Origin of the sequence: Kineococcus indalonis (assembly GCF_009906395.1) — a bacterium.
Classification (GTDB): Bacteria; Actinomycetota; Actinomycetes; order Actinomycetales; family Kineococcaceae; genus Kineococcus; species Kineococcus indalonis.
This window is the reverse complement of record NZ_JAAALM010000057.1, coordinates 1-12,582: the sequence shown is the minus strand read 5'-3', so window position 1 is coordinate 12,582 and position 12,582 is coordinate 1. Positions and strand designations below refer to the sequence as shown.

Annotated in this window: 11 protein-coding genes; 4 read left to right on the top strand and 7 right to left on the bottom strand. The window is 74.4% G+C overall.

The annotated features are described in order from the left end of the window. The first annotated feature begins 37 nt into the window (after window positions 1–37). Genes GTR00_RS05035 through GTR00_RS05025 form a run of 3 tightly spaced genes read left to right on the top strand, consistent with a single transcriptional unit; the run spans window position 38 to window position 2,240 of the window. On the top strand, window positions 38–898 hold the full coding sequence (locus tag GTR00_RS05035; protein WP_166610543.1) for an aldo/keto reductase: 861 nt from the start codon (window positions 38–40) through the stop codon (window positions 896–898). A 2-nt stretch (window positions 899–900) separates the two neighbouring features. Continuing rightward, window positions 901–1,833, top strand: coding sequence for an aldo/keto reductase (locus GTR00_RS05030; protein ID WP_166610542.1), 933 nt, complete (start codon window positions 901–903; stop codon window positions 1,831–1,833). After that, on the top strand, window positions 1,830–2,240 hold the full coding sequence (locus GTR00_RS05025) for a hypothetical protein (RefSeq protein ID WP_166610541.1): 411 nt from the start codon (window positions 1,830–1,832) through the stop codon (window positions 2,238–2,240). The genes GTR00_RS05030 and GTR00_RS05025 overlap by 4 nt, the downstream gene beginning before the upstream one ends. Window positions 2,241–2,253: 13 nt before the next feature. Here the strand turns inward: GTR00_RS05025 and GTR00_RS05020 are convergent, their stop codons facing one another. From GTR00_RS05020 to GTR00_RS04990, 7 genes are read right to left on the bottom strand one after another with little or no spacing between them, the layout of a single operon-like run. Then, window positions 2,254–3,126 (bottom strand): LacI family DNA-binding transcriptional regulator, encoded by an 873-nt coding sequence (locus GTR00_RS05020; RefSeq protein WP_166610540.1) that lies wholly within the window; start codon window positions 3,124–3,126, stop codon window positions 2,254–2,256. Next, the gene (locus tag GTR00_RS05015; protein WP_166610539.1) at window positions 3,123–5,609 is read right to left on the bottom strand and encodes a glycoside hydrolase family 2 protein; all 2,487 of its coding nucleotides are present in this window, start codon (window positions 5,607–5,609) and stop codon (window positions 3,123–3,125) included. Before GTR00_RS05015 ends, GTR00_RS05020 begins: the two co-directional genes overlap by 4 nt. Window positions 5,610–5,624: 15 nt before the next feature. Then, a complete protein-coding gene (locus tag GTR00_RS05010; RefSeq protein WP_166610538.1) occupies window positions 5,625–6,560 on the bottom strand; it encodes an ATP-binding cassette domain-containing protein in 936 nt (311 codons plus the stop codon). After that, on the bottom strand, window positions 6,557–7,423 hold the full coding sequence (locus GTR00_RS05005) for an ABC transporter ATP-binding protein (RefSeq protein WP_166610537.1): 867 nt from the start codon (window positions 7,421–7,423) through the stop codon (window positions 6,557–6,559). Before GTR00_RS05005 ends, GTR00_RS05010 begins: the two co-directional genes overlap by 4 nt. After that, window positions 7,420–8,394, bottom strand: coding sequence for an ABC transporter permease (locus tag GTR00_RS05000; protein ID WP_166610536.1), 975 nt, complete (start codon window positions 8,392–8,394; stop codon window positions 7,420–7,422). Before GTR00_RS05000 ends, GTR00_RS05005 begins: the two co-directional genes overlap by 4 nt. 23 nt (window positions 8,395–8,417) lie before the next feature. Further along, complete coding sequence (locus GTR00_RS04995; RefSeq protein ID WP_166610535.1) at window positions 8,418–9,404, bottom strand: ABC transporter permease; 987 nt, start codon at window positions 9,402–9,404, stop codon at window positions 8,418–8,420. A 4-nt stretch (window positions 9,405–9,408) separates the two neighbouring features. Beyond that, window positions 9,409–11,145 carry an ABC transporter substrate-binding protein gene (locus GTR00_RS04990; protein WP_166610534.1) on the bottom strand — a complete coding sequence of 579 codons (1,737 nt, stop codon included), beginning with the start codon at window positions 11,143–11,145 and terminating at the stop codon, window positions 9,409–9,411. A 228-nt stretch (window positions 11,146–11,373) separates the two neighbouring features. On the opposite strand from GTR00_RS04990, the gene GTR00_RS04985 reads away from it, so the two are divergent. Continuing rightward, window positions 11,374–12,582, top strand: a 1,209-nt coding sequence (locus GTR00_RS04985; protein ID WP_166610533.1) for an ROK family transcriptional regulator, incomplete at its 3' end; no start/stop codon positions are given.

Below are 12,582 nucleotides of genomic sequence, written 5' to 3'. Positions count from 1 at the left end.
GGTGCGGGCGGCCCCGGGGGCGCCTAGCGTCGCGCCCATGCAGCAGCGCAACCTCGGTCCCCGCACCGTCTCGGCCATCGGCCTGGGGGCGATGCCCATGTCCATCGAGGGCCGCCCCGAGGAGGAGCGGTCGATCGCCACGGTCCACGCCGCGCTCGAGGCGGGCATCACCCTCATCGACACCGCCGACGCCTACCACCTGCACGCCGACGACGTCGGGCACAACGAGGAGCTCGTCGCCCGCGCCCTGCGCTCCTGGGGCGGGGACGCCTCGCAGGTCCTGGTCGCCACCAAGGGCGGCCACCTGCGCCCCGGGGACGGCTCGTGGACGAAGGACGGCCGCCCCGAGCACCTGAAGGAGGCCGCGAAGGCCTCCGCCAAGCGCCTGGGCGTGGAGGCGATCGGCCTGTACCAGTTCCACCGCCCGGACCCGGACGTGCCGTACGCGGAGTCCGTGGGGGCGCTGCGCGACCTGCTCGACGAGGGCGTCATCCAGATGGCCGGCATCTCCAACGCCGACGTCGCGCAGATCGACGAGGCCGACGAGGTCCTCGGCGGCCGCCTGGTCTCCGTGCAGAACCAGTTCTCCCCCGGGTTCCGCTCCAGCCTGGGCGAGCTGCAGCACTGCGCGCGCCTGGGCATCGCGTTCCTGCCGTGGAGCCCGCTGGGCGGCATCGGCGGCGCCGCCGACCTCGGCAGCGAGCACGCCGCGTTCCAGCGCGTCGCCGACGCCCACGGCGTGAGCGTGCAGCAGGTGGCGCTGGCGTGGGAGCTGGCCCTGGCGCCGGTGGTCGTGCCCATCCCGGGCGCCTCGCGCCCGCAGAGCACCACCGACTCCGCGCGCGCCGCGGAGCTGGTGCTCAGCGCGGACGAGGTCTCGACCCTGTCGGAGGCGTGAGCGTGCGCACCGTCCCCCTGGGCACCAGCGGCCTGCAGGTCCCCAACGTCGTCCTGGGCCTGATGCGCATCGCCGACATGAGCGACGAGGCGATCCGCGAGCTGTGGACCACCGCGCGCGAGGCCGGCATCACGTTCGTCGACCACGCCGACGTGTACGGGCAGGAGCTGCACCGCTGCGAGCGGCGCTGGGCGCAGGCGGTGCCGATGAGCCCCTCCGAGCGCGACGCGGTGACGATCCAGACCAAGTGCGGCATCGTGCCCGACGGGCCGTACTTCGACTTCTCCTACGAGCACGTCGTGGAGTCGGTGGAGGGTTCCCTCGAGGCGCTGGGCACCGACCGCATCGACGTGCTGCTGCTGCACCGCCCCGACGCGCTCGTCGAGCCCGACGAGGTGGCGCGCGCGTTCGACGAGCTGCACGCGGCGGGCAAGGTGCGCGCGTTCGGCGTCTCCAACCACACGCCCGGGCAGATCGAGCTGCTCAAGCGCTCGGTGCGCCAGCCGCTGGTGGCCAACCAGCTGCAGCTGTCGATCACCCACGCCCCGATCGTGGCGCACGGGGTGGCCTCGAACATGCAGGCGCTGGAGCAGTCGGTCTCCCGCGACAACGGGGTCCTGGACTACTGCCGCCTGCACGACGTCACGGTGCAGGCGTGGTCGCCGTTCCAGGCGGGGTTCTTCACCGGGGTGTTCCTGGGCAACCCCGAGTACGCGGAGCTGAACGCGGTGGTGGACCGCCTCGCGCAGCAGTACGGGGTGCCGCCCATCGCGATCGCCACGGCCTGGATCACCCGCCACCCCGCGGGCGTGCAGGTGGTGCTGGGCACGACGAACCCCGAGCGGGTGGCGGGGGCGGCGCAGGGCTCGGACCTGCCGCTGACGCGGGCGGAGTGGTACGAGCTGTTCCGCGCCGCGGGGTACGCGGTGCCGTGAGCCCGAAGGACCCCGCCGGCCCCAGCACCGACGCCGACCCCGCCGCGCGCACGCGGGCGGCGTGGGAGCGGGCCTCGCACGAGCACGTGCGCGAGCACGAGGACCTGCTGCGGCAGGCGCGCGTCGCGCGCCTGCCGCCGGTGGAGCAGGACCTGCTCGCCGGGGTCCTCGCGGCGGGCCCGCGGGTGGTGCACCCGCAGAGCGGGCACGGCCTGGACGACGTGGCGCTGGTGCGCGCCGGGCTGGAGCTGCTGGAGCTGCGCGAGCACCCCGAGCCGTTCTGGCGGCCCGCGGGCGTGCGGGCCGCGGCGTGGGACGGGCGGCTGCCCAACACCTACAGCCTGCTGGCCCGCCGCCCCGACCCCGGCGACGCTCGCGGCCCCGACCGCGGCGACGCCCGCGCCTGAGGGCGCGGGCGGCTCAGACCCCCGCGCCCAGCGCGGCGGGCGCGGCCGTGGTGCCGCGCACCACGACGTGCGAGGGGCCGATGGGCGGGTGGTGGGCGTCCCCGCCGGCCAGGACGCTGAGGACGGCCGCGGCCAGCCGCTCGCCGCGGTGGTGCACGTCCAGGCTCATCGCCGACACCGGCGGCACGGACAGCTCGCACAGGGGCGAGTCGTCCATCGACAGCAGGCTCAGCTCCCCGGGCACGGCGCGCCCGGTGGCCGTCAGGTGCTCCAGCGCCGCCACCGCCATCACGTCGTTGTCGAAGAGGACGGCGGTGGGCGGCTCGGGGCGCTGGAGCAGGGAGGTGAGCGCGCGCACGCCGGAGGCGGCGGTGTAGTCGGCCACGACGGTGGAGACCGCCAGGCCCAGCTCGTGCGCGCGGGCGCGCAGCGCCGCCTGCCGCTCCTGGGTGTGCACCAGGTGCGGCGGGCCGCACACGTGGCCCAGGCGGCGGTGGCCCAGGCCGGTGAGGAAGTCCACCGCCGAGCGCACGCGCACCGCGTCGTCGGCGGCCTCGCTGGTGCAGGCGAAGGGGCTGTCGACGTGGGCGGCCAGCACGTACGGCAGGTCCAGGGCGTCCAGGGCGTGCGGGCGCACGTCGTCGACGACGAGGTCGACGACGACGACGGCGTCCACCTCCGCGTCCCGGCTCCAGCGGCGGTAGGCCGCCAGCTCCTCCTGCAGGTCGTCCACGGCCAGGACCATGACGCCGAAGCCCTGGGGGTGCAGGACCTCCTCGATGCCGTCGGCGAGCTCGACGAAGTACGGCTCCACCCCCAGGCGCCGGGCCGGGCCGGGCACGACCAGGCCGACGATCCCCGGGGCGCGCCGGGCGCCGGCGCTCACAGCGGGCGCCCGAAGGCGTTGGCGGTGCGCAGCACCGCCGGCCGGGTGAGCTCCTCGACGTCCACGACGGCGGAGGTGCGCACGTGGAAGGTGCGCGACTCCCCGGCCAGCAGGGTGACCAGGCCGTCGTCGACGACGGCGTCGGGGGCCACGGCGTCGGCCAGCAGCGTCACGTCGCGGGCGGGGGCCTCGGCGCGCACCCGCACGGCGTAGCCGCCGGGGACCGCGGTGACGCTGGTGCGCAGCGGGTCCGGGTCCCAGGCCAGGTCGCGGTCCTCGGCGAAGGCGTGCACGGTGCGCAGGTCGCCGGCGTCCACGACGAGGACCTCCGCGCCGGCGTCGGCGGGCGCGGTGAGCGCGGCCGGCAGCTCCACGGCGGCCACCGAGCGCGCGGCGACGACGACGTCGAGGGGTTCGCGGTGCAGCACCTCGCCGGTCAGGGCGGTGCGCCGGGCCACGGCGTGCGCGCGCCACTCCTGCCCGGTGTCGTTGACCAGCACCAGGTGCGCGCGGCCCTCGCGCGGCTGCACGGTCAGCAGCCGCGGGGCGTAGGCGTGGCGCAGGGCGTGGAAGGCGGGCTTGCGCCGCCCGGCGCCGTCGACGACGGACCAGGAGGTGACCGGCCAGCAGTCGTTGAGCTGCCAGTAGACGCTGCCGGCGGTGCGCGGCCACCAGGAGCGGAAGTGCTCGATCGCGAACGTCACCGCGCGCGCCTGGTTCAGCTGCGCCGCCCACGTCCAGTCCTCGAAACCGGCGGGGACCCCGGTGTGCGGGGCCATGCCGCGCTCGAGCTTGCCGTTGCCGTCGGCGGCCTTCTGGTGGGCCAGGAACACCGGCGAGGTCGTGGAGCGCTGGTCCGGTCCGAGCAGCTCCTCCAGCGTGGCGCGCGCGGGCGGGGCCTGCCAGCCGAACTCGGAGCAGAACCGCGGGACGCGCTCGCGGTAGGCCGTCCAGTCCTTGGAGTTCCACACGTCCCACACGTGGTGGGTGCCGTGGTCGGGGTCGTTGGGGTGCGTGCCCGGCGCGCCGGGGCTGCAGGGGCTGCCGGCGCAGTACGCGCGGGTGGGGTCCAGCTCGGCCAGGACGGCGGGGAAGACCTCCTCGTAGTAGCGCAGCCCCCAGGTGGAGCCGCCCAGCTCCTCCTTCCAGCCCCAGTCCTCGTGGCCCCAGAGGTTCTCGTTGCCGCCGTTCCACACGACCAGGGAGGGGTGCGCGCACAGGCGGGCGACGTTGTCGCGGGCCTCGGCCTCGACCTCGGAGGCCAGGGGCTCCTCCTCGGCGTAGGCGGCGCAGGCCAGCAGGAAGTCCTGCCACACCAGCAGGCCCTGCTCGTCGCACAGGTCGTAGAAGTCGTCGGACTCGTAGATCCCCCCGCCCCACACGCGCAGCAGGTTGACGTTGGCGTCGACGGCGTGGGCGATCGCGGCGGCGTAGCGGGTGCGGTCCAGGCGGGTGAGCAGGTGGTCCTCGGGGATCCAGTTCACCCCGCGCACGAAGACGGGCACCTCGTTGACGAGCAGCACCGCGGGGGTGCCGTGCTCGTCGGGGGTGGTGTCCAGGCGCACCGAGCGGAACGCGGTGCGGTGCCGGGAGGTGTCCAGGACCTCACCGCCGGCGCGCAGCTGCACCTCGACGCTCACCAGGGGCTGCTCGCCGTACCCGCGCGGCCACCACGCGGGGGCGCCCTCGACGTCCAGGCGCACCTCGACGCGCTCGGTGCCCGGGGCGGCGGTGGCGGCGGCGGTGAGGTCGGCGCGCCCGGGCAGGTCGCCCAGGCGCACGTGCACCTGCAGCTCGCCGGCCTCCTCCAGGCCGGAGCGCTCCAGGTCCACGTGCACCCGCAGCCGCCCGGTGCCGCCCTCCAGGGTGGCCAGGGGCCGCACGGACGTCAGGCGCGCGGTGCGCCAGCGCCGCAGCTCCACGGGCCGCCACACCCCGGCGGTCTGCAGGTCCGGGCCCCAGTCCCAGCCGAAGCTGCACGCCATCTTGCGCACGGCGTTGAAGGGGTGCTCGTAGGCCCGCGGGCGCGCGCCGATGTCCTTCTCCACCGACTCGGCGTGCTCCAGGGCGGAGGTGAAGCGCACCTGCAGGTCGTTGGCGCCGGCGCGCAGCGCGGCGGTGACGTCGAAGCGGTGGCGGCGGTGCATGTTGGCGGTGCGGCCCAGCTCGGTGCCGTTGAGCTCGATCGCGGCCACGGTGTCCAGGCCGGCGAACTCCAGGTCGGCGCGCTCGCCGGGGGCCGGCGGCTGGGCCTCGAAGCGCAGGCGGTAGTCCCAGGAGGTGCGGTGCAGCCAGGCCAGCTCCTGCTCGCCGAGCCCGGCGTAGGGGTCGGGGACCAGGCCGGCGTCCAGCAGGTCGGTGTGCACGGTGCCGGGGACGGTGGCGCGCAGCGGGCCGGCCTCGGCGGCCCGGCGCACGGCCTCGGGCAGCTCGCCGCCGGCGGGGTGCAGCGTCCAGCCGCTGTGCAGGTTCTGCACGATCACGGGTCGGTCCTTCCCTCAGGCGCCGGCGGCGGCGCGCGGTGCCCCGGCCCGCTGCGCGGCGGTGTCGGCGGCGGTGTCGATGTCGATCCACGCACCCAGGTGGTGGTCGTAGCAGACGCTGTTGTCGATCGCGGCCCGGTCCGGGGCCGCCTCGCCGGAGACGACCTTGCCCAGGCGCTCGGGGTCGGGGGCGGCCAGGGCCAGCAGCTTGGTGTAGTCGTGGTGCGGGTCGAGGATGACGGCGTCGGCCGGGCCGCGCTCGACGACGCGCCCGCGGTAGAGCACGAGGATCTCGTCGGAGAAGTGCCGGGCGGTGGCCAGGTCGTGGGTGATGTAGAGCACCGCCAGGTCCTCCTCGCGCTGCAGGCGGGCCATCAGGTTCAGCACGCCCAGGCGGATGGACACGTCGAGCATGGAGACGGGCTCGTCGGCGATGAGGACCCCGGCGCCGGGGGCCAGGGCGCGGGCGATGGCCACGCGCTGGCGCTGGCCGCCGGACAGCTCGTGCGGGCGGCGGGCGGCGACGACGTCGGCGGGGGTGAGGTTGACCCGCTCCAGCATCTGCAGCACGCGCTCGCGGGTCTGCTGCGCGCCGCTGGTGCGCCGGTGCAGCAGCAGCGGGCGGGCGACGTGGTGCTCCACGGAGTGGAAGGGGTTCAGCGAGGCGAAGGGGTCCTGGAAGACCATCTGCACCTGCCGGCGGTACATCGAGCCGCGCACGGGGGTGCCGTCGGCCAGGGCGACGTCCACCGCGCCGGAGGTCGGCTCCTCCAGGCGGGTGAGCAGCTTGGCGATGGTGGACTTGCCGGAGCCGGACTCCCCCACCAGCGCCACGGTGCGCCGGGGCAGCAGGTCGAAGCTGACGCGGTCCACCGCCCGCAGGGTCCTGCGGCGCAGGCCCTCGCGCAGGGAGTACTCCTTGGTCAGGTTGGTCACCGAGACGCTGGTCACGCGGCCCCCTCCTCGACGCCGGTGCGGATGAAGGCGCCCCGCTCCCCGGACAGGCTGGGGAAGGAGCCGAGCAGCTTGCGGGTGTAGGGGTGCCGGGCGTCGCGGTACAGGGCCGCGGCGGTGTCCAGCTCGACGATCTCCCCGCGCAGCATGACGGCGATGCGGTCGCTGATCTCCAGCAGCAGGGGCAGGTCGTGGGTGATGAAGACCACCGCGAAGTCCATCTCGTCGCGCAGCCGCACGATCTCGCGCAGGATGTCGCGCTGGACGACGACGTCCAGCGCCGTCGTCGGCTCGTCCATGATCATCACCTGGGGCTCCAGGAGCATCGCCATGGCGATCATCACGCGCTGGCGCATGCCGCCGGAGAGCTCGTGCGGGTGGGAGCGGGCGCGGCCGGGGTCCACGCCCACCCGCTGCAGGACCTCCGCCGCGCGCGCCCGGCGCCGGCGGCGGTCCAGGGAGCGGTCGTGGGCGCGCAGGGTGTCGTCCAGCTGCGCGCCGATCGTGCGCACGGGGTTCAGGGCGTTCATCGCGCCCTGGAAGACCATCGACAGCTTCGACCAGCGGAAGACGCGCAGGGCCTCGTCGTCCAGGGCCAGGACGTCCACGTCGGTGCCGGAGCGGTCGTGCAGGACCACCGAGCCCTCGGTGATGCGCGCCGGCGGCTGGTGCAGGCGGTTGACCGCGTACGCCAGCGTGGTCTTGCCGCACCCGGACTCCCCCGCCAGGCCGAGGACCTCCCCGCGGTGCAGGTCGAAGGAGGCCCCCCGCACGGCCGTGACGGGCGACTCCGTCTCGTACACGACGGTGACGTCGCGCACGCTGAGCACCGGCTCGCGGGTGGTCGCGTCGGGTCTCACCGGTGCTCCTTCCGGGCGGCGCGCGCCGCCGTGCGGGTCCGGCGGCGGTGCAGCCGGACGTTCTTCAGCTTGGGGTTGACGATCTCGTCGATGGAGAAGTTCACCAGGGACAGGCCGGTGCCCAGCAGCGCGATGAGCAGGCCCGGCGGGGCGAACCACCACCAGGCGCCCAGCGGCAGGGCGAAGCCGTTCTGGGCGTAGAAGAGCATGGTGCCCAGAGTGGCCGAGCCGGAGGCGCCCAGGCCCAGGAAGGACAGCCCGGCCTCGCCCAGGACGGCGGCGATGACGGCGAAGACGAACTGCGAGGCCAGCACGGGCAGCAGGTTCGGCAGGATCTCCACGACGATGACGCGCCAGGAGCGCTCGCCGGCCAGCTTGGAGGCGGCGACGTACTCGCGGTTGCGCACCGACAGCGTCTGCGCGCGCAGCACCCGCGCCGAGGCGGCCCAGCTGGTCAGGGCCAGCACCACCGCGATCGTCCACAGCCCGCGGCTCTCGCGGGGCACGAAGCCGGAGATGACGATGACCAGCGGCAGGCCGGGGATCACCAGGAAGACGTTCGTCAGCAGCGAGAACGCCTCGTCCGCGGCGCCGCCGACGTAGGCGCCGTAGATGCCGAAGAACGCCGAGAGCACCGTGGCGAGCACGCCGACGAGGAAGCCGATCTGCAGCGAGCCGCGGGTGGCGTGGGCCAGCTGGGCCAGGACGTCCTGCCCGGTCTGGGTGGTGCCCAGCCACAGCTCGCCGGAGGGCGGTTGCAGGCCGACGTCGCGGATGGCGTCGGGGTCGCCCACCAGCAGCGGGCCGACGAGGCCGAACAGGCAGATCCCCAGCACCAGGGTCAGGCCGGTGGCCAGCCAGGGGGTCATCGTGGGCAGCAGCGCCCGCCAGGCCGGGGCCGGGCGCGGTGCGGGGGCCGGGGCCGGCGCACCGGTCGCGCCGGCCGCCGGGACGGACTGGGTGTCGGTCATCTGTGCTCCGTTCCCACCGGTGTTCACCGGGCGCGGGTGCGCGGGTCGATGAGGCCGTACAGCAGGTCGACCACCAGGTTCGCGCCGAGCACGGCCAGGGTGATGAAGAGGAAGACGCCCTGCATGAGCGCGTAGTCGTTGTTCGTCACGGCCGCCAGCAGGCGCGAGCCGATGCCGGGGTAGGAGAACACCTGCTCGGTGACCACCGATCCGGACACCACGAACGCCAGGGAGATGGCGAAGCCGGCCACGGAGGGCAGGACCGCGTTGCGCGCGGCGTAGTCGCGCAGCACCCAGCGGGCCGGCAGGCCCTTGGCGCGGGCGGTGAGGACGTAGTCCTCCGAGAGCGTGGAGACCATCATGTTGCGCATCCCCAGCAGCCAGCCGCCGATGGAGGCCAGGACGATCGTCAGCGCCGGCAGGAACCCGTAGTACAGCGCCGAGCCGATGAACTCCGTGTTCCAGCCGGGGTCCAGGACCACGTCGTAGCCGCCCTGGGCGGGGAAGAGGTTCAGCACCCGCGACAGCACGTACACCAGCACCAGCGAGAGCCAGAAGTACGGCACCGCCGCCAGCAGGGTGGTGGCCGGGACCATGGAGTCCAGCCAGGTGCCCGGCTTCCAGCCCACGAGGGCGCCGAGCAGGACGCCCAGCAGCGCCGCGATGACGGTGGCGATGCCGATGAGGGCCATCGTCCAGGGCATCGAGGCGCCGATGACCTCGGTGACGGGGGCGGGGAAGTAGCTGATGGACGTGCCCAGGTCGCCCTTGAAGATGTTGGCCAGGTAGGTGACGTACTGCGAGGGCAGGGAGGCGTCGGTGTCCCCGCCCAGCAGGGTGGCGTACGCCTTGCGCGTCTCGGGGGTGACGACCGCACCCCGCTGGCTGAGCTTGGCCAGCAGGATGTCGACCGGGTCACCGGGCAGCAGCCGCGGGATGACGAAGTTCAGCGTCAGCGCGGCCCAGAAGGCGACCGCGTAGAAGCCGAGCTTGCGCAGCAGGTAGTTCACGGTGTCAGCCCGCGGCCTTGGGGGTCACCGTCTTGAGGATCTCCGCGGCGTCGAAGTCGGACCACACCGCGGGGAAGGCGTACTGCTCGCCGTCCACGGGCCAGCCGGAGAACTTCGCGGTGTTCCACACGCTGGTGTTGGAGCCGGTCATGACGGGGATGTAGGGCATCTGGGTGGCGACGGCGGACTGGATGACGTCGAACTGCGCCTGGCGCCCGGCGGTGTCCTCCGGCGACAGCTTCTGCAGGGCGTCCAGGGCGGCGTCGACGGCCGGGTCGGAGAAGCGCGACCAGTTGTTGCCGTTGGCCTTGGTGCCCACGGGCGCGGTCATGCGGCCGTCGTAGAAGTAGCTGTAGAGGTAGAACGGGTCGGGGGCCGGGCCCTGCCACAGCGAGTCGATGGCCAGCTCGAAGTCGCCCTTGAAGCGCTTGTCGGTCCACTCGTTCCAGGAGGACTGCGCCGCCTCGACCTGGATGCCGGCGGCCTTGGCCTGCGCGGCGATCGTCTGGATGGCGGTGATGTAGTCGGTCCAGCCGGTGACGACCTCGATGGTCAGCGAGAGCTTCTCGCCGTCCTTGGCGTAGATGCCGTCGGCGCCCTTGACCCAGCCGGCGGCCTCCAGCAGCCGCGCGGCCTCCTGCGGCTGCGCGGTCATCGGCGCGACCTTCGGCTCCACCTGCGCGGAGATGGTGTCCGCCTGGGTGCTGGTCAGCGCCATCGAGGGGGAGATCTCGGCAGCGGTGTCCTGGAAGGCGAGCTTGTTCAGCTGGGTGCGGTCGATGGCGTGGAAGAGGGCCTGGCGCACCGCGGGGTCGGTCTGCGGGCCCTGGCAGCCCAGCGCGGCGCTGGCGCAGGTGCCCAGGACCATCTGGTTCTGCGCGACGGAGCCGGTGTCGTAGTCGGGGAAGTTCTCGTGGGTGTTGGCCATGTCCGGGATGGGCCCGGTCTGCCAGTCGATGGTCCCGGCCGCGATGGCGTCGGCGCCGGCCTGGTTGCCCGACAGGGCCAGGAAGCGGACCGTGGAGACCTTCGGCGCCCCGCCCCAGTGCTTCGGGTTGGCGTCCAGGGTGAACGCCTGGCCCTTGAAGTCGCTGAGCACGTAGGCGCCGGTGCCCACCGGCTCCTCCAGGACGTCGGCCTCGGGGTCGATGTCCTTCCAGAGGTGCTCGGGCACGATGACGATGGAGCTGAGGACGTCGGGGCCGGAGGTGTAGGCCGGCTCGGGCCAGGTGAAGGTGACGTGGGTGTCGTCGACCTTGGCCACCGCCCCGTCGAAACCGGTGCTGTTGAGGCTCTCGTTGTCCAGCAGCATCTGGAAGGTGAACACGACGTCGTCGGCGGTGAAGGGCTCGCCGTCGGACCAGGTGGCCCCCGCGCGCAGGGTGACGCTGAGCTGGGTGCCGTCGGCGTTCCAGGACTGCTCGGTGCCCAGCAGCGGCTTGGGCTCGGCGTCGGCGGCGGTCTTGTTGATGAAGAACAGCGGCTCGAAGATCAGGCCCGCGCCGCCGATGTCGGAGGGCGAGTACGGGTTGAAGTTGACCTGGTAGTCGCCGGCCTGGCCGGTGTAGGCGATGAGGGTCGAGGCGCTGTCACCGCCGCCGCCGCCGCTGCCCTCGGCGCCGCCGGAGCAGCCCGTCGCGAGCAGGGTCACCGCGGCCGCGCCGGCGAGCAGCAGGCGCGTCAGGCGCCGCACCCGGCGCGCACGGGGGGTTCGGTGGGGAGCGCTGGTCCTGGGGTTCATGGCGGAGTCCTCGGTGGGCTGGCCGCAGCTCGCGGCGGTGCGAGTGCCGGACCGCTCCACGGGCACCTCCATCGGTGCCCGGGGTCCCGCGCGGCCCGTCAGGCGGCATACTTAACCAAGTTGATTAAGGAGCGTCAAGGGTCTCCTGCCGGCCGCCGCAGCTGGCTACAGTTCCGTCGGTCACCCGGTGGGCGCGCCCGGCCGCACCCGCGAACCTCAGGAGTCGCCATGACCTCGCTCGACGGCCGCCTCGAGACGGCCCGGCGACCTGGCCGCAGCGGTGCCCGCGAACGCCTCATGGACGCCCTGCGCTCGGCCGGGCCCGTCAGCCGCGTCGAGCTCGCCGCCCTCACCGGGCTCACCGAGGCCTCGGTGTCCACCACCGTGCGGCGCCTGCTGCAGGAGGGCGTGGTCGTGGAGGTGGGCCGCACCCCCACCGCCGGCAAGCCGCGCACCCTGCTGCAGCTGGACCCCGCCGGCCGCACGGCCGTGGGCATCGACCTGGCCACCACCGCCGTCACCTACGTGCTCACCAGCCAGACCGGCGGGGTCCTGGCGCGCCTGACGCGCCGGATCACCGGGCAGGTCAGCGCCGAGGACCTGGCCGTGCGCCTGGCCGCCGACGTGGACCGGCTCATCGAGAAGGCCGGCGAGGAGCGCTCGCGGTGCCTGGGCATCGGGCTGGTGTGGGGCGGCCCGCGCGACGGGCTGCTGCGGCGCACCGGGCGCGAGGCGGTGCCCGAGCGCACCCGCGTGGACGGCGAGCGACTGCGCGACCACCTGCAGCAGCTCAGCGGCTGGCCCGTCCTCGTCGAGAACGACGCCACCGCCGCCGCCGTCGGGGAGTACTGGGTGGCGCGCGTGGACGCCTCGCGCTCCTTCGGCGCGCTCTACATGGGCGCCGGCCTGGGCGCCGGGCTGGTGCTGTCCGGCAGCGCCCACCGCGGCGAGCGCGGCCTGGCCGGGGAGTTCGGGCACGTGTGCCTGCAGGTCGACGGCCCGCCGTGCGTGTGCGGCGGGCGCGGGTGCCTGGAGGCCCTGGCCGGCCCCGAGACCGTCGTGCGCCGCGCGCTGGCCGACCCCGCCGCCCGCGAGGAGGCCGGCCTGGACGCCTCCACCCGCCGCTCGGTGCTCACCGACTTCTCCGCCGTCGCGCGCGCCGCGCGCACCGGCGCACCGGCCTGCCGCGCGCTGTTGACGGACTCCGCCCGCCACGTCGCCGCCGCCGCCGAGACGCTGGTGAACCTCTTCGACCTCGACCTCCTCGTGCTCACCGGCCCCGGCTTCGCCACCACCTCCGCCCTGTACGGGCGCGCCGTCACCGAGCGGTTCGGGGCGGCCGGCTCACGGGTGTGGGGGCGCGCCGTCACCGTCACCGTCTCCACCGCCGCGGCCACCGCCCCCGCCGTCGGCGCCGCCGCCCTGCTGCTGCAGGAG

What these genes read in the sequence shown, in the direction of transcription:
- GTR00_RS05035 (WP_166610543.1), top strand. Translation starts at nt 38, where the DNA reads ATGCAGCAGCGCAACCTCGGTCCCCGCACCGTCTCGGCCATCGGCCTG.
- GTR00_RS05000 (WP_166610536.1), bottom strand. Translation starts at nt 8,394, where the DNA reads ATGACCGACACCCAGTCCGTCCCGGCGGCCGGCGCGACCGGTGCGCCG.
- GTR00_RS04990 (WP_166610534.1), bottom strand. Translation starts at nt 11,145, where the DNA reads ATGAACCCCAGGACCAGCGCTCCCCACCGAACCCCCCGTGCGCGCCGG.